Source organism: Luteibacter sp. CQ10 (assembly GCF_040900725.1).
GTDB lineage: Bacteria > Pseudomonadota > Gammaproteobacteria > Xanthomonadales > Rhodanobacteraceae > Luteibacter.
Genome location: NZ_JAEUYM010000002.1, coordinates 281,816 through 305,785 on the forward strand (window position 1 = coordinate 281,816; position 23,970 = coordinate 305,785).

At 67.9% G+C, this 23,970-nt stretch carries 18 protein-coding genes; 13 read left to right on the forward strand and 5 right to left on the reverse strand.

The genetic code is table 11. The features are described 5' to 3' along the window. Window positions 1-54: 54 nt before the first annotated feature. Both rpmB and rpmG read left to right on the forward strand, forming a co-directional pair. Window positions 55-291 (forward strand): 50S ribosomal protein L28, encoded by a 237-nt coding sequence (gene rpmB / locus JNG39_RS10135; protein WP_089981369.1) that lies wholly within the window; start codon window positions 55-57, stop codon window positions 289-291. 12 nt (window positions 292-303) lie between these two features. Then, window positions 304-468 carry a 50S ribosomal protein L33 gene (gene rpmG / locus JNG39_RS10140; protein WP_144912918.1) on the forward strand — a complete coding sequence of 55 codons (165 nt, stop codon included), beginning with the start codon at window positions 304-306 and terminating at the stop codon, window positions 466-468. 316 nt (window positions 469-784) lie between these two features. Here rpmG and JNG39_RS10145 read toward each other — a convergent pair whose 3' ends face one another. Beyond that, window positions 785-1,978: an acyl-CoA desaturase gene (locus tag JNG39_RS10145; RefSeq protein ID WP_368311199.1), complete on the reverse strand. Its 1,194-nt coding sequence runs from the start codon at window positions 1,976-1,978 to the stop codon at window positions 785-787. A 235-nt stretch (window positions 1,979-2,213) separates the two neighbouring features. Between JNG39_RS10145 and JNG39_RS10150 the strand changes: the two genes are divergently transcribed. The 5 genes from JNG39_RS10150 to mutM all read left to right on the forward strand — a co-directional run bounded on the left by JNG39_RS10150 (window position 2,214) and on the right by mutM (window position 6,416). Beyond that, on the forward strand, window positions 2,214-2,936 hold the full coding sequence (locus JNG39_RS10150) for an ABC transporter ATP-binding protein (protein WP_368311201.1): 723 nt from the start codon (window positions 2,214-2,216) through the stop codon (window positions 2,934-2,936). After that, window positions 2,933-3,688, forward strand: coding sequence for an ABC transporter permease (locus JNG39_RS10155; RefSeq protein ID WP_368311202.1), 756 nt, complete (start codon window positions 2,933-2,935; stop codon window positions 3,686-3,688). Before JNG39_RS10150 ends, JNG39_RS10155 begins: the two co-directional genes overlap by 4 nt. Continuing rightward, complete coding sequence (locus JNG39_RS10160) at window positions 3,688-5,034, forward strand: GldG family protein (protein WP_368311204.1); 1,347 nt, start codon at window positions 3,688-3,690, stop codon at window positions 5,032-5,034. Before JNG39_RS10155 ends, JNG39_RS10160 begins: the two co-directional genes overlap by 1 nt. A gap of 1 nt (window position 5,035) precedes the next feature. Beyond that, the gene (locus JNG39_RS10165) at window positions 5,036-5,515 is read left to right on the forward strand and encodes a hypothetical protein (protein ID WP_368311206.1); all 480 of its coding nucleotides are present in this window, start codon (window positions 5,036-5,038) and stop codon (window positions 5,513-5,515) included. 88 nt (window positions 5,516-5,603) lie between these two features. Further along, window positions 5,604-6,416 (forward strand): bifunctional DNA-formamidopyrimidine glycosylase/DNA-(apurinic or apyrimidinic site) lyase, encoded by an 813-nt coding sequence (gene mutM / locus JNG39_RS10170; RefSeq protein WP_368311207.1) that lies wholly within the window; start codon window positions 5,604-5,606, stop codon window positions 6,414-6,416. Between the two features lie 5 nt (window positions 6,417-6,421). On the opposite strand, the gene JNG39_RS10175 is transcribed toward mutM, so the two are convergent. Both JNG39_RS10175 and JNG39_RS10180 read right to left on the reverse strand, forming a co-directional pair. After that, on the reverse strand, window positions 6,422-7,198 hold the full coding sequence (locus tag JNG39_RS10175; protein ID WP_368311209.1) for a hypothetical protein: 777 nt from the start codon (window positions 7,196-7,198) through the stop codon (window positions 6,422-6,424). Next, window positions 7,195-7,848 (reverse strand): thymidine kinase, encoded by a 654-nt coding sequence (locus tag JNG39_RS10180; protein ID WP_368311211.1) that lies wholly within the window; start codon window positions 7,846-7,848, stop codon window positions 7,195-7,197. The genes JNG39_RS10175 and JNG39_RS10180 overlap by 4 nt, the downstream gene beginning before the upstream one ends. A 115-nt stretch (window positions 7,849-7,963) precedes the next feature. On the opposite strand from JNG39_RS10180, the gene JNG39_RS10185 reads away from it, so the two are divergent. Beyond that, complete coding sequence (locus tag JNG39_RS10185; protein ID WP_368311213.1) at window positions 7,964-9,958, forward strand: UvrD-helicase domain-containing protein; 1,995 nt, start codon at window positions 7,964-7,966, stop codon at window positions 9,956-9,958. A gap of 170 nt (window positions 9,959-10,128) precedes the next feature. Here the strand turns inward: JNG39_RS10185 and JNG39_RS10190 are convergent, their stop codons facing one another. Next, window positions 10,129-11,145, reverse strand: a complete 1,017-nt coding sequence (locus JNG39_RS10190; protein ID WP_368311215.1) for an AI-2E family transporter — start codon at window positions 11,143-11,145, stop codon at window positions 10,129-10,131. Window positions 11,146-11,197: 52 nt separating this feature from the next. After that, a complete protein-coding gene (locus JNG39_RS10195) occupies window positions 11,198-12,217 on the reverse strand; it encodes a hypothetical protein (protein ID WP_144912890.1) in 1,020 nt (339 codons plus the stop codon). A 147-nt stretch (window positions 12,218-12,364) separates the two neighbouring features. On the opposite strand from JNG39_RS10195, the gene JNG39_RS10200 reads away from it, so the two are divergent. The 5 genes from JNG39_RS10200 (at window position 12,365) to JNG39_RS10220 (ending at window position 23,956) form a co-directional block, all read left to right on the forward strand. Then, the gene (locus tag JNG39_RS10200) at window positions 12,365-13,270 is read left to right on the forward strand and encodes a 5'-nucleotidase, lipoprotein e(P4) family (RefSeq protein ID WP_368311217.1); all 906 of its coding nucleotides are present in this window, start codon (window positions 12,365-12,367) and stop codon (window positions 13,268-13,270) included. 252 nt (window positions 13,271-13,522) lie between these two features. Further along, window positions 13,523-14,473: a hypothetical protein gene (locus JNG39_RS10205; RefSeq protein WP_368311219.1), complete on the forward strand. Its 951-nt coding sequence runs from the start codon at window positions 13,523-13,525 to the stop codon at window positions 14,471-14,473. A 16-nt stretch (window positions 14,474-14,489) separates the two neighbouring features. After that, the gene (plsB, locus tag JNG39_RS10210; RefSeq protein WP_368311221.1) at window positions 14,490-17,108 is read left to right on the forward strand and encodes a glycerol-3-phosphate 1-O-acyltransferase PlsB; all 2,619 of its coding nucleotides are present in this window, start codon (window positions 14,490-14,492) and stop codon (window positions 17,106-17,108) included. A 126-nt stretch (window positions 17,109-17,234) separates the two neighbouring features. Next, window positions 17,235-20,480 carry a DUF6543 domain-containing protein gene (locus tag JNG39_RS10215; protein ID WP_368311223.1) on the forward strand — a complete coding sequence of 1,082 codons (3,246 nt, stop codon included), beginning with the start codon at window positions 17,235-17,237 and terminating at the stop codon, window positions 20,478-20,480. A gap of 119 nt (window positions 20,481-20,599) precedes the next feature. Then, complete coding sequence (locus JNG39_RS10220) at window positions 20,600-23,956, forward strand: DUF6543 domain-containing protein (RefSeq protein ID WP_368311225.1); 3,357 nt, start codon at window positions 20,600-20,602, stop codon at window positions 23,954-23,956. Window positions 23,957-23,970 lie beyond the last annotated feature (14 nt).

The following is a 23,970-nucleotide window of genomic DNA, read 5'->3' on the forward strand; positions in this document are numbered from 1 at the left end:
GGCCGTCGCCGTCCTGGCCAAAGGGCGGTCCAACCGAATCTATCAGGAGGCCCCATGGCCCGTAGATGCCAAGTCACCAACAAGGGTGTGCAGACCGGCAACAACGTCTCGCACGCGAACAACAAGACCCGCCGCCGCTGGCTGCCGAACCTGCACGAGCGCCGCTTCTGGGTCGCGAGCGAGAACCGCTGGGTCAAGCTCCGCGTTTCGAACCACGCCCTGCGTACGATCGACAAGAACGGCATCGAAGCCGTGCTGGCCGACCTCCGTTCCCGCGGCGAAAAGATCTAAGGAGATCACCTCATGGCAAGCAAGCGCGATAAGCACCGCCTGATTTCCACCGCGGGCACCGGTCACTTCTACACGACCACGAAGAACAAGAAGAACACGCCGGAAAAGATGGTCTTCATGAAGTATGACCCCGTCATCCGGAAGCACGTGGAATACAAGGAAGGCAAGATCAAATGATCTTGCGAAAAAAGCCGCCGAAAGGCGGCTTTTTTTTGATGTTGCCGCGGCGCGGGAGCGGACCCAGTCCGCGAACCCTCAGGGTATCGGGCAGACAAACGAGGCTTTGCATCGCTTCGAACCGGCTGTCCTGACCAACGAAGCGGCTGTGACTTCGTAGCCGCTGCCGCCCTCGACCGCTCTACCGAGCGGCATATTCGCGAAAGTCAGCTCGAGGGTTCGCGGACAGGTCCGCCTCCACCCCTCGGTAGCCAGATTCAAGCCAAGAAAAAGCCCGCCGGATGGCGGGCTTTTTCTTGGAACCGACGGAAAGGCTTTACGCCCCGACCGCCGAATATCCCTTCAACCGCTGCGCGAACTGCTGCAGCGAACGGATGCCGCTTTCTTCCGCCTCGACGATCCACTGCTGAAGCGCCTTCAGCGCCTTGTCGGCACCGCGCTCTTCCATCAGGGCCACGAGGCGCGCGCGGAACTCGCACACGGTGGTCAGGGCCGGACGATTGGCCAGGGCCGCGTGCATGCGTTCGCGGGCGTCGTTGTCGAGCCAGCGGCCGCCATCGGCCAGTGCACGACGCAGGCGACGCGGGATCGCCTTGATGCTGTCGCCGGCCTGGCCGACTTCGTCGCGCATCGTCGGCAGGATGACGTTGCGGTAGTAGTCGGTGGTGGCCTGGAAGCGCAGCGCCAGCACGCCCTTGAGCGTTTCGGCGTCGGGCAGGTGCACGTTGGGGCGAAGGTTGAGCGTGGGCGCCACACGCAGCACCTTGGCGAGGCCCACGACGCGCAGGGTGCAGATGGCCGCCCAGCCGATGTCGAACTCCCACTTGCGCAGGGCGAACTTCGCCGAGCTGGGGAACGCGTGGTGGTTGTTGTGCAGCTCTTCGCCACCGATCCAGAAGCCCCACGGCGAGATGTTGGTCGCCGTGTCGGAGCTTTCGAAGTTGCGGTAACCCCACCAGTGGCCGATGCCGTTGACGAAACCGGCGGCCCAGAACGGGATCCAGATCATCTGCACGGCCCAGATGGCCATGCCGACCACGCCGAACAGCGAGAGGTCGATGATCGCCATGAGCGTGGGGCCCCAGTACGGGTGCTTGCCGAACAGGTGGCGCTCGAACCAGTCGTCGGGCGTGCCGCGACCGTACTTGTCCATGTCGGCCTTGTTGTAGCTGGCCTCACGGTAGAGCGACACGCCGTCGAGGAACACCTTCTTGATGCCGAAGATCTGCGGGCTGTGCGGATCTTCCTCGGTCTCGACCTTGGCGTGGTGCTTGCGGTGGATGGCGACCCACTCCTTCACCACCATGCCGGTGGTGAGCCAGCCCCAGAAACGGAAGAAACCGTTGAGGGTCCAGTGGAAGTCGACGCCGCGATGGGTGGCGCTGCGGTGGTAGTAGAGCGTCACCGTGAAGATGGTGAGCTGGGTGACCACGAGCACATAGACCAGCATCTCACCCCAGCTTGCGCGGGTGAGGCCGTTGGCCAGGAAATCGAGCAGGGTGTCGAGCATGAAGTCGGTACCGCGCGGGAAGTGAAGGGGACGTACAAGTAGCAGTCTAGCGGGGGGTTTCCATACCCACCAGCATGGATCGCGGCAAATTGTGAAAGCCGTGGTTGTCGTCACACCGGGCATTTGCGCACAATCGCCCGATGACGCCTGCCTTTGCCGTTCAGAGAGATCAACACCCTGCGGCAAGATGCCCGCAAGATCCTGCCCATAGGGCGGCATTCGACGACGTAGCCGCATGAACGCGCCGACTTTCCTGAACGTGGACGGCGTATCGCGACGCCGGGCCGGGCGAGCCGCCGTGTCCGGCCTGAGTTTTCACCTGAACCGCGGTGAAGTACTGGGGCTGCTCGGGGTCAATGGCGCGGGCAAATCCACCACCCTGGCGATGCTCGCCGGCGCCCTTCGCCCGGACGCCGGTCGTATCGAGATCGACGGTCGCCGCCTGGATCTCCATCCCGCCCTCGCCTCCGACGTCATCGGCTGGCTGCCCGAGTCGGCGCCGCTGTGGCCGGAACTGTCGGTCGAGGAACACCTGGTGGCTTTCGCCCGCTTGCGCGGGCGTGCCAGGGCAGAGGCCCGCCGGGCGGCGGATGCGGCGATCGCCCGCCTCCAGCTCGGCGACCTGCGCCGACGCCTGGCCGGCGTGCTGTCCCAGGGACAACGCCAACGCCTGGGCCTGGCCTGCGCGCTGGTCCACGAGCCGCCGCTGCTGATCCTCGACGAGCCCGCCAATGCCCTCGATCCGGTGCAGGTCGGCGAGTTGCGCAAGCTCGTGCGGGAACGCGCGGCCGCGGGCACCGCGGTGATCCTGTCCACGCACGTGCTGGCCGAGGTCGTGGCCGTCTGCGATCGCGTGGTCATCCTCCACGACGGGCACCTGCGCCACGACGCGCCGCTGGGCGATCACGCGGCACTGGAGAAGACCTTCTTCGGCATCGCCACCGGGGCCTCCGCATGAGCCTGGGCGCGATGACCCGTCTCGAACTGCGCCGCCTCGCGGTGCGCCCGCTCGCGTGGGCGCTGGCCGCCCTCACCATCGCGTGGCTGGCCTGGACCTTCACCCTCGGCCTGGGCCAGTTCCTCGGCGCGCAGGTCAGGCTCGCCGCCGTCGCCGATGCGCCCGGGTTCACCGACCTGGTGGCGATCCCGCTGCTTGCCGAGCTGGTGAAGCTGTCCTTCCTCGTGGTGCCGCTGATGACGATGTCCGCGTTGGCCGGCGAGCGGCGAGCGGGAACGCTGGCCCTCCTGTGGTCCACCGGCCTGCCCGCCTGGCGCATCGTGCTCGGCAAATACATGGCCGTGCTCGCGTGGCTGGGCCTGTGGCTGCTGGCGACGCTGGCGATGCCGCTGGCCGTGGGCCTGCACGGCGAGGCCGACTGGGGCAAGCTCGCCGCCGCCACGCTCGGCACCGCCCTCACCCTCGCCACCCTGGCGGCCATCGGCATCGCGTGCTCGGCCGCCACGGCCGTTCCCGCCATCGCCGCGGCGACGGCGTTGATCGTGTCGCTCGCGCTGTGGACCATCGACCGCGGAGCGCAGGCCGCCGGCGTCAGCGGGGGCTTCCTCGAATGGCTCACGCTCGCCACGCACCTGCAGAACCTGCTGCGCGGCCTCGTCGTCTCCAGCGACATCGTGTGGTTCGCGCTCGCCATCGCGCTCGCGCTGATCCTCGCTACGCGCCGCCTCGGCGCCGAACGGGAGCGCCAGTGATGCGTCGACTCGACCGCTGGCTGTTCCTCGTGGTGCTGCTGGCCATCGTCGGCGGCCTAGGCTTCCTGAGCTCCCGGCATGCCTGGACCGCCGACTGGACGCACGGCGCGCGGGCTAGCCTGGCTCCCGAGAGCGATGCCGTGCTCCGCGCGCTCGACGGTCCCGTCGACGTGGTGGGCTATCTCTCGCCCACGGGCCCGTTGCGCGAACAGGTGGCCGCGGTCATCGAACGCTACACGCGTGCGAAACCCGATCTCACGCTGTCCTTCGTCGATCCGGACCTCGACCCGGCCGCGTCGCGGCAGCTGGGCATCGGCGGCGACGGCGCCCTCATCGTCCGCTATCGCGGTCGCGAGCAACGTGTGGAAAGCCCGATCAACGAGCGCAACCTTTCCAACGCGCTGGAACGACTCGCGCGCGGCGGGGAACGCGTGGTGGCCTTCGTCACCGGCGACGGCGAGCGCCAGGCCGACGGCCGGGCCAATGCCGACCTCGGCATCTTCATGGGCCAGATCGAGAAGCGCGGCATCCGCGCGGTGCCGTTGAATTTCAGCCAGACGCAGGGCGTGCCCGAACACACCGATCTCGTCGTTCTTGCCAGCCCCCTCGCCCCCCTGCCCGCGCGCAGCGTGCAGGCGCTCGTGGATTACGTGCGCGACGGCGGCAACCTGCTCTGGCTCACCGAACCGTCGAACGACGACCTAGGTACCGCGCCGCTCGCCGACGTGCTGGGCATCCGCATACTGCCGGGCGTGCTCGTGGACGGCCAGGGCAGCACGCTCAACGTGCGGGACCCGCGCATCGTCGTGCTGGGCGACTATCCGTTCCACGCGATCACGCGCGCGTTTCGCGACACCACGCTGTTCCCGCAGGCGGCCGCGCTCGCGCAGGTATCGGCGCACGACTGGGCGGTGGTGCCGTTCCTTCGCTCGGGCGAGCGCAGCTGGACCGCCTTCGGCGGCATCGACAACGACAAACCCTCCACCGTCGCCTTCCATCCCGAAAACGGTGAGCTGAAAGGTCCGCTCGACTTCGCTTTCGCGCTGAACCGCCTTTCGCCCAGCCCGGCCAAGAGCGAGCAGCGCGCCGTGGTGATCGGCGACGGCGATTTCCTCTCCAACACCTATCTCGGCAACGGCGGCAACCGCGCGCTGGGTGAGCGCATCGTCGACTGGCTGCTGGGCGACGACGTGCTGGTGAACCTGCCATCCCGTGGCGCACCGGACCGTGCCATCGCGTTATCGCAGGATGGCCTTGGCGCCATCACCCTCGGCTTTCTCGTCGCGCTGCCGTTGCTCCTGCTCGGCATCGGCACGGGCATCGCGTGGCGGCGGCGGAGGCGCTGAGGTGAGGCCGCGACTGCTCGCCCTCGCCGTGCTGGCGATCGTCGTCGCGGCGGTCGGCTGGCAATGGCACGCCGACGAGGCCGACGCGCGCGAGCACACGCTCACGGGACTCGATCCCGGACGCCTCGAGCGCATCGATGTCTCGCTGCGCGGCTTCGCCGACCAGCATTTCGAGCGCCACGAGGGACACTGGACCTCGTCCGGCACGGTCGACGAAGGGCGAGTGGACGACCTGGCCGACCTCGCGCGGACGCCCGTCTTCGAATGGAAACCCCTTGCCGATGTCGACGCGGCGAAGATCGGCCTGTCCCCGCCGACGGCCGTGCTGACCCTCGATAACGTGCGACTGGAATTCGGTGACATGACGGCCCTGGGCAAGCGCCGCTACGTGCGCGAAGGCGATCGCGTGGCGATCGTGCCCGCGCAGGCGCTGCCGAGGCCGCCGAGGATGCAGGCGTTGCCGACACGGCCCAGGCCTTGACCCGCCACGCGGTCGCCGCGTCGGCCTGCGCCGGTGCGACGGCCCCTTTCCACTTGCCCGCCAGCACGGGACGCCCCATCTTTCGCCCATGCCCGAACTCCCCGAAGTCGAAACCACTCGCCGCGGCATCGCCCCGTACCTGGAAGGCCATCGCGTCACCGGCGTGGTGCTGCGACGACCGGACCTGCGCTGGCCGATTCCCGCCGAAATCTCGACGCTGCTCCCCGGGCAGACGATCACGAGCGTGGAGCGTCGCGCGAAATACGTGCTGATCCACACCGCGGCCGGCACGGCCCTGCTCCACCTCGGCATGTCGGGCATGTTGCGCGTGTTGCCGGCCGACACGCCCCTGGGCAAGCACGACCACGTGGACATCGTTCTCGACGACGGCAAGGTGCTGCGCTTCACCGATCCGCGCCGTTTCGGCGCCTTGCTCTGGCAGATGCCCGGCGAAACGCATGAATTGCTCGAGGGCATCGGGCCGGAACCGCTCACCGACGCGTTCGACGGCGACCTGCTCTGGCGCCTGTCGCGGGGGCGCTCGGCCTCGGTGAAAACCTTCCTGATGGACAACGCGGTGGTGGTCGGCGTCGGCAACATCTATGCCAGCGAAGCCTTGTTCGCCGCCGGCATCGATCCGCGTCGCGCGGCGGGAAAGGTCTCACGCGAACGCTACGCCACACTCGCCGCCGAAGTGAAGCGCATCCTGGCGTACGCCATCACCCGTGGCGGCACCACGTTGCGCGACTTCCTCTCGCCCGACGGTGCGCCGGGCTACTTCTACCAGGAACTGTTCGCCTACGGCCGCGCCGGCGAAGCGTGCAAGGTGTGCGGCACGCCCATCAAGGTGGTGACGCTGGGGCAGCGGGCGTCGTTCTACTGCCCCACCTGCCAACGCTGATCCGGTCAGTCGGGCCAGCGCATGGCGGCATGCGAATTGTTGAAGCGCGGATCGTCCTCGTCGCCCGAGAGCGACACTTTCAGACCGCCGCGCACGCCGGTCACGTCGATCAGCTGACCGTCGTCGAAACGCGACCCCAGGGCGGACAGTTCCACGAGGTTTTCCGACAACGCGCCCACCGAATCGATGGCGTTGTCGGGCACGTTGGTGATGCTGACGTCGGGACGACCGAACTTGCGCATGCCGCGCGTACGGATCCACGAGCGACCCTTCGCATCTTCCTCGGGGCTGCACAGGATCAACACGTGGTGTCGCGGCGGCGCGCCACCCGGCACCAGGTAATGCTCGCGCCAGCTCGCCGAGTCGAACAGGGTGAGGATCTGCGGATCGACCACCACCTTGCCGCCGACGTCGGTCAGCGCCGCGACGACGCCGAGCGTATCGCGCAGGTAGTCCAGGCTGTCGCGGTCGGGAAACCGGCCACGGATGACCATGACGTGCGGCGCCGCCTTGGCGGCCTTGAACGCCTCGGGGCTGTCCTCGCGCAGCAGTTCGCCCAGCGCGCCGGCCAGCGGATAACCCTCCCAGCGCGCCAGCACCGCATTCTGCATGCGCTGCATCTCGATGCCTTCGGGCAAGCCCGGGCTACCGTACGTGGACGAGGGGATGACCACGTCCTCGGCGAACGAGCCGAACACGAAGTACAGCAACACGGCCTGCTCGTCGCTGGGCTGCCAATAGGGGCGCGGCCATTCGGCGGCGGCGTTCGTCGTCTCGGTCACGTCGGTTTTCCTTCGTCGGGATCGGATTCACCCAGCGGCAGCACGGGTTGCTGCAGCTCGATGCGGCCTTCGCCGGCCGTGATGGTCTTGAACTCGGCGCGGCTCACGGAGACATAGCGGTCGTTGCCGCCGATCTCAACCTGCGGCCCCTGGGTGACCGCGCGGCCGTGCTCGTCCACGCGCACCACCATGGTGGCCTTTCGGCCGGAATGGCAGATGGTCTTGATCTCGTCGAGGTTGTCGGCCCAGGCCAGGAGGTATTGGCTGCCTTCGAAGAGCTCGCCGCGGAAATCGGTGCGCAGCCCGTAGGCCAGCACGGGGATGCCCAGGCGATCGACCACGTCGGTGAGCTGCCAGACCTGGGCCTTGGACAGGAACTGGGCCTCGTCCACCAGCACGCAATGCAGCGGGCCGCGCGAGGCGATGTCGCGCTCGACGACGGCGAGCAGGTTCTCCTCACCCGAGAAGCGCATGGCCCGGGCCTGCAGGCCGATGCGGGAAGCGACCACGCCCTCGCCGTACCGGTCGTCCAGGGCCGGGGTGAGGATGAGCGTGCGCATGCCGCGCTCGTGGTAGTTGTGCGCGCTCTGCAGCAGGGTGGTGGTCTTGCCGGCGTTCATCGCCGAGTAATAGAAATACAGCTTGGCCATGGGCTTTCGGTCGGGTCGCGACCCGACATGGTATCCGAACCCCGGCCCACCTGCCCCCGAGACCGGCACCTGCTACCATCCGGGGCCTCGTCCGCCCCTCGTCTTCCGGCCGGCCATGCTCAATCCCCAACAACACGCGGCCGTCGAGTACTGCGACGGTCCCCTCCTCGTGCTGGCCGGCGCAGGCTCCGGCAAGACGCGCGTCATCACGGAGAAGATCTCGCACCTGATCTCCCGCCGGCACCTGGCCGCGGAGAAGATCGCCGCGATCACCTTCACCAACAAGGCCGCGAAGGAAATGCGCGAGCGCGTTTCCAAGCTGATTTCCGACGACGCCGCGAAGGCGCTCACCGTGTGCACCTTCCACGCGCTGGGCCTGAAGTTCCTGCAGATCGAACACGATCGCGCGCAGTTGCGCCGCGGTTTCTCGGTGCTGGACGCCGACGACAGCGCCAACATGATCAAGGAACTCTCGCCCAAGGGCGTGAAGCCGGAAGTGATCCAGGGCATCCGCAACCTCGTGGGCAAGGCCAAGAACGCGGGCCTGACGCCCGCCGAAGCCATGGCCGCCGCGCGCAGCCCGCGCGAGATCGAAGCCGCCACCATCTACGATCTCTACCAGCAGCGGCTGGCGGCGTTCAACGCGGTGGACTTCGACGATCTCATCCGCCTGCCACTGAGCATCCTCGAGAACGACGCGGACGCGCGCGCCATCTGGCAGGAGCGCCTGCGCTACCTGCTGGTGGACGAATACCAGGACACCAACGACGCCCAATACCGCCTGCTCAAGGCCATCGCCGGTCCCAAGGCGCGCTTCACCTGCGTGGGCGACGACGACCAGAGCATCTATGCATGGCGCGGCGCCAATCCGGAAAACATCGACCAGCTCGGCCGCGACTTCCCGCAACTGAAGGTCATCAAGCTGGAGCAAAACTACCGCTGCGCGAAACGCATCCTACGCGCCGCCAACCAGCTCATCGCCAACAACCCGCACGTGCACGAGAAGCGCCTGTGGAGCGACCACATCGAAGGCCCGCCCATCCGCGTGCTCGAGTGCAAGGACAACGACCACGAAGCCGAGCGCATCGCCGCCATCGCCGCGAGCCTGCACGAGAAATACAAGGACAAGGGTTGCCGCTGGGACGACTTCTGCATCCTCTATCGCGGTAATTTCCAGGCCCGTCCGCTGGAGAAGGCGCTGCGCCTCGCGCGCGTGCCGTATCACCTGAGCGGCGCGCTGTCGTTTCTCGACCGCGCCGAGGTGAAGGACATCCTCAGCTATCTTCGCCTGCTCACCAACCCCACCGACGACGCCGCTTTCCTGCGCGTGGTGAACGTGCCCAAGCGCGAGATCGGCGCCACGTCGCTGGAGAAGCTCGGCCAGATCGCGCAGACGCGCAACGCCTCGCTGCTCGATGCCGCGCGCAGCGACACCGTACTGAAATCGCTGTCACCCCGCCCCGCCTCGGCACTGGCGGGGTTCGCCCGGTTGATGGACGAACTGCGCAGCCACGCGGTGCACGAGAGCGCCGCCGACCTCGTCGCCACCGTGGTGGAGAAAACCGGCTATGGCGCGCACATCGCCGCGAGCACGCCCGACCCCGACCTGCGCGAACGCCGCCTGGGCAACCTGCGCGAACTGATGGACTGGTTCCGCGCCATGGGCCGCGACGGCGGCCGCACCGGCGACATCGCGCAGCAGCTGGCCTTGCTCAGCCACGCCGACCGCGACGATCCGGGCAACGCGCTGCGCATGATGACGCTGCACTCGGCCAAGGGGCTGGAGTTCCGCTTCGTGTTCATCGTGGGCTGCGAGGACGGCACCTTGCCGCACGAAGGGGCGATCGACGAAGGGCGCCTCGACGAGGAACGTCGCCTGATGTACGTGGGCATCACGCGGGCCAAGGAGGCGCTCACGCTGTCCTTTGCCGCGAAGTCACGAAAGTACGGCGAGATCCTTTCCAACGACCCGAGCCGCTTCCTCGACGAGCTGCCGCAGGACGACCTGCATTGGGACGGGAAAGACCCGGAAGCCGACGCGGAAGTGAAAAAGGAGACGGCGCAGACGCACATGGAGCGTATCCGCGCGATGCTGGCGGGGAATGCGTAGCGACGTCGGCGCGATGTGCGAACCGCGAGGCGCCAGGTTCCTGCGTGCGCAGAAACGACGAGCTACACGATGCGCCGTTGCGTCAAAACAACCTCACGTCGTTCCTGCGCACGCAGGAACCCAGCGCGCAGCGTCGGCGCAAGCGACGCCCCCTCCTACGGCACTGACGCTCAAACCAGCCCCTCGGCTTCCAGTTCACTCTTCAGGTAAGCGTAGTAAATCGGCCCCGCCACGAGCCCCGCGATGCCGAATGCCGCCTCGAACACCAGCATCGCCACCAGCAGTTCCCACGTGCGCGCACGGATCTGCCCGCCGACGATGCGCGCGTTGAGGAAGTACTCGAGCTTGTGCACCACCACGAGAAAACCGAGCGCCGCCACGCCTACCCACATCGACACCGACAGACCGGCGATGGTGATCAGGGTGTTCGAGATGAGGTTGCCTGCCACGGGCAGCAGGCCGACGATGAAGGTGACGATCACCAACGTCTTCGCCAACGGCACGTGCACGCCGAACAACGGTAGTGCCACAAGCAGGAACAGCGCGGCCAGCGCGGTGTTGATCGCCGAGATCTTCACCTGCGCGAAGATGATGTTGTGGAAGGCGTCGGCCAGGCGTCCCGCGCGCGTGGCCAGCTCGAAGGCGAGCGGGCGCGCCGGCCGGCCGCCGGAGCCGTGGGAAATGGCCACGATCGCGCCGAGCACCAATCCGATCAGGATGTGGGCCAGCATGCGTGCGGCGTGCGTGCCTACCAGTTGCAGGTCGCCCGCGTGCTTGTGCGCGAGGTCCATGCCCTGCGTGCGCAGGTCCGTCAGGCTGTCCGGCAGGCTCGAGGTGATCCACGCGGGCAACTGTTCGTGCGCCTTCTCGATGAGCGGCACCAGCTTCACGTCCCATAGCTGCCTCGGATCGCCGATGTCGCGCCGGTAGAAATCCATGGTCGCCACCACGAGCAGCACGATCGCGCCGACCACCACCACCGCGACGATGGCCACCGCGATCACGCGCGCCCGCTCGCCCGGCACGAGGCGCCGGATCAGGGGAATGAGGCCTTCCACCACCTCGTAGACCAGCAGGCCGGCGAGCAAGGCGGACACCAGGTGGAGCTCCAGGAAGCCGAGCAGGGCGATGCCCGCCAGCACGTAGCTGGCGATGCGGATGCGATAGGTAGCGTCGGAAGGGGCCATGCACGAAGTCCTTGGCGTAACGAACGTGATTCCAGCAGGGACGCGATGAACGTCAGATCAAGCGCGCGGCTTCGAGCTCGGACTTCAGGTAGGCGTAGAAGATGGGGGCCGCCACCAGCCCCGGCAACCCGAAGGCGGCCTCGAATACCAGCATCGCCACCAGAAGCTCCCACGCGCGGGCGCGGATCTGCCCGCCGACGATGCGGGCGTTGAGGAAGTATTCGAGCTTGTGGATGAGGATCAGGAAGGCCAGCGCGCCCAGGCCCACGTAGAGTCCCACCGAAAGGCCCACGATGGTGATCGCGGTGTTGGACAGCAGGTTGCCAATCACCGGCAGCAGTCCGACGATGAAGGTGATCACGATCAACGTCTTCGTCAGCGGCAGGTGCACGCCGAACAGCGGCAGCACGGCCACGAGGAAGATCGCGGTGAAGGCGGTGTTCACCAGGGAGATCTTGATCTGCGCGAACACGATGTTGTGGAAGGCGTCGGCCAGGCGCGCGGCGCGCAGGCTCAGTTCGGCGGCGAACGGACCCACCTGGTGCGTCGGGCGCGTGCGGCTGAGCGCCACGATGGCACCGAGCACCAGGCCGATCACGATATGCACGAGGATGCGCGCGGCTTCCTTGCCGGCCAGCTGCAGGGTGACCGCATGCGAGCGCGCCCAGTCCAGCGCCGTGAGGCGCAAGGCGTCCACGCTGTCGGGGAGGCGATCGACGATGGCCGGCGGCAGCTGCTGGCGCGCACGCTCCACCATCGGCATGAGCCGGTTCTGCCAGAGATCCTCGGGATTGCCGATTTCGTTGCGGAAGAAGCTGATGCCGCCCAGGATCAGCAGCGTGAGCAGCCCCACCACGATGATGCCCACCAGTGCCACCGCGAGCACGCGCGCGCGGTCGCCCGACAGCCGGCGGCCCATCAACGGCGCCACCGACACCACCACCTCGTACACCAGCAGGCCGGCCATGAGCGCGGGAAGCAGCCGCAGGTACAGCACGAGAAACAGGCCGAGCCCCGCCGCGAGGTAACTGGCGATGCACACGGCGCGGGTCCGGGATGATGCGGCGTCCATGGTGGGCCTTGCGGTGGATGTGGGGCGCAGTCTGTCAGGACGCGGGGGCGATGTGCCAGTGGGCGCGCGCGTCGTCACCCTGTCGTAAACTCTGCGGACAATCGCCGGCCCATGGCTCGCGAGGCCGTATCCATGCAAGGGGTTTACATGCTGAAGTCCGTTCCGACCGCGCTGGCCGCGGCCCTGCTGCTCGCTGCGTGCGCCTCGGGCGCGCCGAAGCAACCGCCGGTCGTCGCGTCGGCCCCGCCACCTTCCGCCGACCTGTCGCCGCGGCCCGCCGCCGACGACAACCTCAACGCGGTGGCCTGGTCGCAGAACGCCAGCGAGCACGACTTCATCTACCTGCAGACGTATCGCAATGCCCAGGAGAAACTTCTCAAGGCGTTGAAGGACCCGAACTGGGACGCGCTGCCCAAGGACGATCGCGCCGAACACCCGTCGCTCAAGGGCCTCAAGCCCGCCGTGGTGCTCGACGTGGACGAGACCGTCCTCGACAACTCGCCTTACCAGGCTCGCCTGGTGCGCTCGGGCACGGAGTACAACGAGGCCGAATGGGCCGCCTGGTGCAAGGAAGGAATCGCCCGTCCGTTGCCGGGCGTGGTCGAGTTCACGAGGTTCGCCGCCGACCACGGCATCGCGGTGATCTACATCTCCAACCGTGCGAAGGATCTCGACGAGGCGACCCTGGGCAACCTGCGCTCGGCGGGCCTTCCGGTGGCCGGCAAGGCATCGTTCCTCGGCCTGGGCACCGTCGTCGAAGGCTGCGAGCAGGCGGGCAGCGAGAAGGGCTGCCGCCGCCAGCAAGTGGGCAAGAGCTACCGCGTGCTGATGCAGTTCGGCGACCAGATCGCCGACTTCGCGAACGTCTACGGCAACACCCCCGAGGGCCGGACGAAGGCGATGGCCCCGTACACCGCCTGGATCGGTGAACGCTGGTTCGTGCTTCCCAACCCCACCTACGGTGCCTGGGAAGCGGCGATGTTCGACAACGACTACACTCTGCCGCGCGAGGCTCGCCGCCAGAAAAAGATCGATTCGCTGCGAATCAAGTAAATTCAACGAGTTAGTAATGATTTGCTGATATTGCATTAACAATGTCGGCCAACTATCATTGCTCTCGCCGAAACCCGTGGTGCCTCAAGCAATGCGGGCAAGGCCATTTCCCTTGCCGGCTTCGGGCCGGATAACCCCGTGAGGCCTCAGGTCTCCGGGGTTTTTCTTTATGGATTTCTTACACTTCGGCCCTTGTGAAGCGGCCGATGGCCTCGTAACCTCGCCTCCCCGCCGGTTACGGACGCGCGCCCGATGCTCCGCTACATCCCCAAGGCCTGGCTTCTGCTCCCGGCCCTCGCCCTGCTCGCCGCCTGCGGCAAGGACAAGGAACCGCCGGGCACGCCGGGCGGCGGCTCGCCCGAGGACGCCGTGCGCGCCTCGCTCGAACTCATCCGCGACGGCAAGTTCGACATGTACTGGCGGCACGCCCTGCCACCGGCCGACTTCGCCACGCTGCGCGCCGACTGGCCCTTGCGCAACGCGGCGAAGACACCCGTGGAACCCCAGGACCGCGAACGTTTCGAGGCGGGCGTGAAGCGCCTGACGGAGCCCGACGCCGAGAAGAAGCTCTTCGCCGACCTCCGTCCCGTGCTGGTACGGTTCGATCGCGACTACAAGGACCAGATGCCGCTGATCTCGGGCGTCGGCCAGTCGATGGCGCTGACCGCCATCGATCAGGAGAAGGATCTCAATGCATCGCAGAAGCGGCAGCTGCGCGACGTGGTGAACGTCATCGCGCCATGGACCCAGACCGTGGCCTGGGGCGACCAGGCCAAGGCGAAGCAAGCCATCGCCATCGTGGTGGACACCGCTCGCAACGCGCATCTCTCCACGCCCGAGGCCTTGCACGCGCTGGACTTCGAGCAGTCCATGGCGACCTACGCCACCGGCTGGACCGGGCTCAAGCGCCTGCTCGACGTCTACGGCCTCTCGCTGGACAAGAGCTTCGACGCGGCCAGCATCGACACGCTGGAGAACAGCGGCGCCTCGGCCCACGTGAAGATCACCTATACCTTGCTCGACAAGCCGATCCAGACCGACGTCACCCTGGTGCTGCTCGACGGGCGCTGGTACGACAGCGACCTGCTCCAGGACGTGCGCGCCGAGCATGCCCGTTTGATCAACACCCCCGCACCGGCTACCAGCGTCCCGGCGGAGCCATCCCGCACCGCCGCGCCGGTGACCGCCGCCCACATTCGCTAGGCCGTACAATCCCACGATGTCCGAAATTCCGATGAGTGCGGATCCGCACGTCCATGTCGCCCGTTCGCCCTGGTGGTTCAAGCTGCTGGGCCGGCTGCTCGAGCCCTGGGTGAAGATCAAGCGCGAGCCCGCGGAGCCCGCCGGGCTGCTGCACGGCGGCGCGGCCGTCTGCTACGCCATCGAGCGCGACGGGACCTCCGACGCGCTGATCCTCGAGCGCGCGTGCCGCGAGGCCGGCCTGCCCAGTCCGATGCAACTGCTCGAACTGCCCGGACGCCGGCGGCGCTCCGTCTTTTCGTTGAGCCGCCGTCACGGCTGGCTGTTCGGCCGCACCGATGCGCGCGGCCCGAAGGAACCCATCGGCCAGCTCATCCGCGCACTGGAAGACGATCCCTCGCGTGACATCCAGGTGGTGCCGGTATCCATCTACGTGGGCCGCGCACCCAACCGCGAAACGGGCTGGTTCAGCGTGCTGTTCGCGGAGAACTGGCTCGTCGTCGGCCGCTTCCGCCGCCTGCTCGCCCTGCTGCTCAACGGCCGCGACACCGTCGTGCATTTCTCGGCCCCCGTCTCCCTGCGCAACGTGCTGACCGAGTCGCAAGGCCTCACCGCCGAGCGCCTCACGCGCAAGATCGCCCGCGTGCTGCGCACCCACTTCCGGCGCATCCGCGCGGCCGTCATCGGCCCCGATCTCTCGCATCGCCGCACGGTCGTCGACGCGGTGCTCAACGCGCAACCGGTGCGCGACGCCGTCGCCGCCACGGCCAGCAAGGAAAACATCACCCAGGCCAAGGCCGAGCGGCGGGCGCGCGACTTCGCGCTGGAGATCGCCGCCGACTACTCGCATCCGGTGGTGCGCTCCACGTCGTTCCTGCTGTCCAACTTCTGGAACAAGCTCTACGACGGCATCGCCATGCATCACTTCGACAAGGTGCGTGCCATCGCGCCCGGTCACGAAGTGGTGTACGTGCCCAGCCACCGCAGTCACACCGATTACCTGCTGCTCTCCTACCAGTTGCATCACTCGGGCGTGGTGCCGCCGCACATCGCGGCCGGCGTCAACCTCAACCTGCCGCTGATCGGCCCGCTGCTGCGCCGCGGCGGCGCCTTCTTCCTGCGTCGCAGCTTCAAGGGCAACGCCCTGTACTCGGTGGTGTTCAACGAGTACCTGGCGCAGCTCGTCGACCGCGGCGTGCCGCTGGAATATTTCATCGAAGGCGGCCGCTCGCGCACGGGCCGGTTGCTCACGCCACGCGCCGGCATGCTCGCGATGACGGTACGCGCCTACCTGCGCGCGCCGCGCCGTCCCGTGCTGTTCCAGCCGGTGTACATCGGCTACGAGAAGCTGATGGAGGGCAAGTCGTACATCGGCGAACTGTCGGGCAAGCCGAAGGAGAAGGAATCCCTGCTCGGCCTGATCCGAGGCCTCAAGGTGCTTCGCCAGCGCTACGGCCACGTCACCCTGAACTTCGGCGAGCCGATCCTGCTCGAGCCCGTGCTCGAAGCCGCGGCCGCCGACTGGCGCGACGCGACAGCCGATCCCGACGCCAAGCCCGAATGGCTCGGTCGCGCCGTCGACGGCCTGGCCGAGCGCATCCAGGTGAACATCAACCGCGCGGCCGACGTGAACCCAATCAACCTGCTCGCGCTCGCCCTGCTGGCGACGCCCAAGCACGCGATGGCCGAAAACGATCTGCTGGTGCAGCTGGAACTGACCAAGGCGATGTTCCAGGAGCTGCCCTACTCCGACCGCGTGACGATCACGCCGATGAATCCCCCGGGCATCATCGCCTACGGCGAACAGATGGGCTGGATCCGTCGCGTGCGACACCCGTTGGGCGACGTGCTGGTGACCGAGGGCGAGCAGGCGGTGCTGCTCTCCTATTTCCGCAACAACGTGCTGCACCTCAACGCCGCGGCCGCCTGGGTGGCCGCGTGCTTCCTCAACAACCGGCGCATGTCGCGTTCGTCGGTGGTGCGCCTGGGCAAGATCATCTATCCGTTCATCCAGGGCGAGTTGTTCCTGCCGTGGGACGAGGAAGGCTTCGCCGATCAGGTGCAGGACACCATCGACTTCTTCGTGCGACGCGGCATGCTCGAGTCCAACGGCGAAGGTCGCCTGCTCGAACGCGGCCCCGGCCAGGACGACGGCGCCTACCAGCTTCGCGTCATCGCCCGCAGCATGCTGCAGGCGTTCGAGCGCTACTACATCGCCGTCGCCGCGCTGGTGAAGAACGGTCCGCACACGATGAGCGCGGGCGAACTGGAAACCGCCTGCACGCTCACCGCGCAGCGCCTGAGCCTGCTCAACGAGCTGTCCGCGCCCGAATTCTTCGACAAGGCGCTGTTCCGCGGCTTCATCCAGAAACTGCGCGAGCAGAAGGTGGTGTGGACCGACGAGAACGGCAAGCTCGATTTCGCCGATGCGCTGGAAGACATGGTGCGGGACGCGCGCGTGATCCTCGCCCGCGAGGTGCGCCACTCGATCCTCAAGATCACCCCGGGCGGCGAAAACGACCGCGACCTCGACGCGCGCCCGCCCGACGACCCGCAGGCGTCCGGCACGGGCGATTCGCTGCACGAACGCCACGTGGCGAACGAAAGGCAGCGTCACCACACGCACGAAGGCCCGTGATCGCGGGGCGACCGGACGACACGGCTCGGTAGGACTACAAGCCTGAGCCCGCGGCACCTACAGAGGTGCGCGGGCTCGCCCTCGTAAGCTTTGGCGCTTCCCGATCGCCAAGGATTGCCCGTGGACATGGCTCCGCCGCAGGCCCCGCCTGCTTTCGTCTCGTCGTCCCAACAGGAAATGGACGATGCCATCCGGCGCCTCGTGGCGGCGCACGCATGGCACAACGAGCTGTCGCTTGCCCTGCCGCCGCTACCGGACGACCCGGCACCGGCCGACAAGACCGAATACCTCTCCGCGCTGGCCCGCTTCTGGCACGACCCTTCCAGCGGGCGCGCGCAGGCACTGAGAACGCACCTGGCCGGCGTCATGCGGGACGAGGCCATCCTGCGCGGATTCGACGGCACGCTCGACGCGCGCTCGCGCGATATGGCGACGACGTTCGCGCGCTCGATCGAGCAGGCGCCACCCGCACCGCTGAAGGCGCATCACCTGATCATCCATGACGCGCCTTATGCCGGCGCGGTCGTGGTCACCGGTGACGACGCGGACCCGGCCCTGCTTTTCTTTCCGGAAAGCGGTTGGGAAAGCTACGCCGATACCACCGCCCTGCTCGATGCGGTGGAGCAGAAAGTCAGGCAATGGCAGCGCGACGGCCATGCTCCGGCAGGCGTTTTCCTCGACGACCTCGACGAGGATCCCCCGGAGCGTCTCGTTCGCCTCGACGCCATGCGCGGATCGGCGTTCTTCGGACTGCTGTCGGTCGTGGCCCGACAGCGCGAACGGCTGGAAGCCGCGTGGAACCTGCTCTTCGACACCGAACTTCCCGAGGACGATCGCTCGCTCGCGGTCGACGCGTTGCGCCATGCGCTGCGCCTGGACATGTTGCCGGACATACGCCGATGGATGGCCGCGCATGAGCGCCGACTCATCCACAAAGTGACCGAAGAGCGGCTCGCCCGCGCGCCGGCGGAGGTGGCCGGCGACTGGCGACGCGCCATGAGCGCGTACGAATCGTTGCAGCGCGTATCCGAGCAATGGACGTGGCTGGAACTGCCGGACATCGAAGCGTTTGCCGGGGAGTTGCTGGCACGCCGCCTGAAGGATATCGGCGTGACGCATCCGCTGGACGATATCTTCGTCATGCCCGAACCGCGTCCCCTACCGACGCCCCTGCCCGCCTGCCATGTGATCGCGCCGCCTTTCGAGCGCATCGAGCTGAAACGGCTCGCCATGTTGAACGTCGGCCGGTTCGACCTCAGATGCTTCCACCCCGTGGATGGAAACGGCCGGTCGCTGGACGGACAACTGCCCGCGACGGAGCTGGCAAGCCTGATCCGCGACATCGACGTGGGAGGGTCTTACGCGAAACTCATCCGCACGACGTTTTTCGACTCGCCCGAAAGCGCCATGCGCCGAACGCTCGCGACGGGCGCGCTGCGCACCCGCATGCGCCTGGAAGCGGAAGACGCCCGCTTGTCCGCCGAGCTCTCGGACGATGTCGCCTCCGTCGCGGGCCAGCCGCTGAAAAGCCTGTACCGATGGGTGGATCGCGTACTGAACGAACCGGACGAGCGGCGTCGCGCAAACGACGGCAAGGAAGGCGTCGTGGTCAGGCAGGTCATGTACAAGGGCGTGGCCGTGGCGGGCGTCTTCGTCATCGCGAGCACCTCCCGACACGACCCACGGCAGGTGCTCTACACGCCGGGTGCGCCCGACGGCATCACCTTCCGTGAATTTCGACAGTGGGGCGATGTCGAACGGGACCTCCTGTACGACCTTTCGTTCGAAACCTATCTTCTGGACCGCCTGCCGCCTCGCTTCACGAGCATCCAGTCCAACGGGACGCGCAAGTTCCACGTTTCGGAGTCCACCCGCCTGAGCCGTTGGGTTTTCGGCGGGTTCCCCACCGCGAACACCACCCATACCGACGAAGCCTTTACCGATCGGACGGTCGAGGGCGATGTTCTCGAAGCGCTCTACGACGCCGAAATCGGCCTGCGCGAAGCCCAGGTGGGCCTGGTGGCCCGCAGCAGTGCGCAGGCCGACGACGACCATCCGCTGATCGACCCCGCGGACTTCGCCAAGCGCTTGGCTCACTTCATCGGCAGGGCACCGATGGCGGGGTGGCGCTTCTACGACGAGGTCAAGGCGGGAAACGCCCCACGGGCGTTCGTGGAATTCACCGCCACCTATACCGCCATGCTCGATTTTGGCCTGGCGGCCGCATGGAAGCCGCTGCTCGCCAACTCGATCATCGTGCGTAGCGCGCAACGAAGCCTCCAGCTTCGTCCCTTGCGCGTCGACCTCATCACGCCGATCACGCTGTTCGAAGCGCGTTTCTCGTTCACCTGCGCGAAATGCGCCAAGTCGGTCGCCAACATGCACGGTATCCATCACGTGGACGGCCAGACCGCGATCTCCCAGGGCGGCCGCATGTACGCCGTGAAGTACGACCCTTCGGCGCAAACCTGGCGGCTAACCCGTCCGGGCGCACCGGACAGCCACTTCAGCGGTCCCGCCGTCATGCACGTGGGCCAGGGCCGATGGCACTACCGCACCGACGTCGGCCTGCTCGGTGGCGCGCCACCGGCAGGGTCCACCACGCTATCCGTGCTGCGGGCGCACCGACATCGCGTCGCCGACCTGCGCGACCTGAGCGATGCGCAGCTCGAACGCCTGTCGAACCACCTCGTGGCGGGAAAGGGCACGGATGCCGCGGCGAGAAAGCTGGCCTGGCGCAAGATCGGTCGCGAACCGCTCACCGTCGTCGAACGCCAACGCTGGCAGGCCGCGGTGGACTGGGCCCGCAACCGGCCCTCCGTCCACCCCATCGCGGCCCCTGCGTCACCGCGACCGCCGGTACGCGTGGACGCCTTGCCCGCACCTCGTCCGGGCGCAGGGCTTTCCCACGATGCCGTTCCCGTGGAGCGCGCGCTGTGGCCTCGACACGTCTGGCACTACACCGACGACACCACCATGGCGGTGATGCGCGGCGAGCGCTTCCAATGGCTCGAGCAATCCGTGTCGCGCCGCGGATACCCTTCCGGTGCTTACGTAACCACGCTCGACCCGGCACGCAACGACCTGGACCAGGTCGCGCTGTGGCTCAGCGGTCGAAACGCATGGACGCGACAGGCCAATCGTCCAAGGATGACGGATCGCTGGCTCAAGCTCGACCTCGACGCGCTACCTCCCGGCTACACGTTGCATCGCGTCACCAACGTGCACGACGGCACGTACGTGATTCGTGCGCCTCGCCTGTCGGGTGCCGGCCATGCGGGCGACACGGGCAACGTGCTGCCGTCCATTCCCCTGCAAGGTGTCTTCGTGTCGGAAGGACGTCGGGGTGCCACACCCGGAGCCACGCGATAAACCTGTCGCCTTCCGTCGGACTTCACCTACTCCTCGGTCACCCCTGGCGCTGACAGAATCGCCCGGGCCCGTCGCCTAACCTTGGCGGTTTCTCCATCGCCAAGGATTGCCTTTTGGACATGCTTCCCCCGCAGGCTCCGCCTGCCCTCGTTTCCCACGCCAACCAGGCGGCCGTCGATGCGCTGCAGCGTCTCGCCGACACACAGCAATGGCTGGCGAGACAGCAGAACGCGTTTCCGGCATGGCCTTCCGGCGACGAGGGGCGAAGCGCGTTTCTCGCCGACGTCGAGGCGTTCTGGAATGCGCCCGTCGATCACGCTCCGGGACGCCCGGCCATGCCGCGTCGCGAACTCTTCGCACGAAAGCTCGCTGATGCCGCGTACGACGATGCCTCGTTGCGCGCGAACGACGGCACCCTGTCTGAAGAAGCCTTGGCACGCGTGCAAGCCATCGTGCGCCCTACCCATGGCCCGCGACCCTCCCACCTGCATGCCTCCGAACTGCGCATCGGCGACACGACCTACGCCGGCTCACTCGTCCTTCGCGACGACCGTCACCCGGACCAGGTACTGCTGTTCACCACTCGCTCCGGGTGGGAATCGTTCGACTCGCTGGCGAAGCTGCTCGACGCGGCCGAGAGCCGCCTTCGACGGCAGCTGGCCGCCACGAACGCCTTGCAAGGCGTCGACGACGCCACCGTCCACCTCCATGTCGGCGAGCGGCTGCTCGACACCAACGGCATCGTGGGCCAGCCCTTCGACGCCGTCGCCGACCGACTCATCGAACGACTCGGTGAGGCGCTCCGTGAAACGCTGAGGCATTCCGCCGTACTTTCCCCCGGAAACCGCGACGACGCGCTGCACGCGGTCACCGATCTGCACGGTTTGCTCGACGTGCACGCCTTGGTGGAAAGCCGCGACGAATCCCTTCTCGGCCATGTCCTTCGCGAGCGCCTGATGGAGGTCCCTCCCGAGATCCGCGGGCGTTGGCAGCAAGCGGCGCGCACCTACGAGGAAGCCTTGAGCGACATCGCGCGCCACGCCGAGCCGGAGGGGGGCGCCTTGTCACTGCCCGCGTTCGCCCATGCGGAGCTGACCCGCCGCCTGCGCGCCCGGGGCATCGACGCCGACCCGGCCGACATCCACGTGCGCGTGTCCGGCCTGCCCACCTCGTCCTCCGATCTGCTCGCCAGCGCCGGCGCCCTGCCCGCCGACACCCTCTCCCTCGTCCAGCTTGCCTTCCGCAACCTCGCGCCCACCGAGCTCGTCACCGTCCTCCACCCCGACGGTTCGCCGCGCGACGACGTCACCCCCGCCGCCGTCCGCGAACTGGTCACCGGACTGGACCTCCCCAACGCCTACGCCGCACACCTCGACCACGCCCTCACCGACGCTTCCGACGCCGGCCGACGCCAGCGATCCCTCGCCCTCGACCTCCTGCGCGCCCGCATGCGCTTCGAAGCCGCCGACGCACGTCTGGCCTACTACCGCCCCGACGAACCTCGCGGCTTCCTCGACGACTACGAGGAGCAGGGCTTCCAATGGGCGCAGGCCCTGCTGGACCACCCCGACGCCACCGGCCGGCCCCGTACCTCCCGCGGCCACGAACTGGTCGCCCACCAGCTCACCTACCGCGGCGCGCCCCTGGCCGATGTCCTGCTCATCGGCGTGCGCGATCCCCGCTCAGTCTCTCGCGTCGTCCTCTACACCCCCAACGCACCCGACGGCATCGCCTGGCGCGAGTTCGCCGACCGCGCCGAACTCACCCGGCGCGTCCTCGTCGACCCCGCCTTCGAGCCCTACCTCCTCCAACGCCTCCCCGACGAGTTCGCCGTCGCCGACGACCGGGGACAGCGCCACTTCGCCCTGCCTCGCCTCAACGGCAACCGCTCCGCCTCCTGGGTCTTCGACCTCGACGACTGCGCCGACTGCACCGCCCTGGACGAGCGCTTCGCCGAGCAGGAGGTCACCGCCTCCGTCCTGGACACCCTCTACGACACCGCCGTCGGCCTGGCCAAGCGCAACGCCCACCACCTGGCCCGTTCCACCCGGCTGGCCTCCGTCGACGGCGTGCTCCGCGGCCTCGACCTCGCCGCCGCCCCCTTCAACGACGGTGGCCGGCTCGCCGCCCACCTCATCCACGGCGTCGTCCAGAGCGTCCCGCGCACCGCCCAGGCCGCCTGGCGCTTCTACGACCACGCCAAGGCCGGCGATCCCACCGCCGCCTTCCTCGACCTCGTCGACGGCTACACCTCCGCCCTCAACGTCGTGCCCCTCTACGCCCAGGTGCCCTCGATGCTCGCCGGCTCCCTCGTGCGCGCCTCGCCCGGCTCCGGCCGCCTCCTCACCCAGCGGCGTCCCCTGCCACGGCCCGACACCCTCTTCGAGGACCGCTTCCTCGCCCACGGCGTCACCCTGCCTTCGGGCCCGGTGCCCGCCAACGGCGTCTACGCCATCGGACAGGCCCGTTACATCCGCCACGGCGACAAGGTCTTCCAGGTCCGCTTCGACACCGCCTCGCGCGGCTGGCGACTCACCCGCCCGGGCGCCCTCGACGCCCACGTCTCCGGTCCCGCCATCGAACGACGGCCCGACGGCCTATGGCACTTCCGGCACACCGGCCTGCGCGGCGGCTCCGGGCGTGTGTCCGTCCGGGCGAATCTCTATGGCGGCGAAGACTGGGAGACCCTTCGTCCGCGGCTGTCGCTCGACATCGCCGACTTTTCCCATCAGGAGGTGCTCAACCTGCAGGCCTGGCTGAACCGGCAACTGGCGCCCTGGGACGCCGAATTCCTCTTCCAGACATTGGGAAGGCATTGGGACGAAGGTCTTGCCCGCCCGGCGGTCGCCGCGTCCCAACGGGCCCTGTGGAACCAGGCGATCGGACACGTGCGCGCGCAGCGCACACCTCCTCCGCCACGGCCCGGCACCCCGACGGGCTCGGCCGCCGTCCCTCCCGAAACACCACCGGCGGCGGTCGCTGAAGGGCTCGTGCGCGTGCCGCGCGACGAATGGCCTGCCGCGGTGTACTTCTACGCCACCCCGGACGACCTGGGACGCCTGCAACAGGCCCACGTACGCCAGCTGGATCCGGCGTCGCCCGCTCACGTGGAACTGACGCTTCCCCAGACGCGCATCGGCGAAGGGGCCATGCAGGGCGTTCCCGTACTGGCCGCCACACCGTGGACGCCTCTCACCGCGGTGCGCGGTGCGCGCCCGCCCTGGCTGCCACGCTCGGCCGACCCCACGGCGACGCTCGAGTCGGCCTCCAGCGGCTGGGTGCACATCAACCTTCGGCACCGCCTTCCCAACGGCGGCATGCCGCACATGAATCTCGAGCTCTATCGTCCCACCGGTGCACCCGGCACGGCATACGTGCTGCGGCCGACGCCTTTCGCGCAGAGCCTCCAGGGACCCAACACGGACATCCGACTCATCGAGAACTTCTCCATCGAAGCGCCGCCGAAGACGCCTTGAGCGCGCGGCGCGAC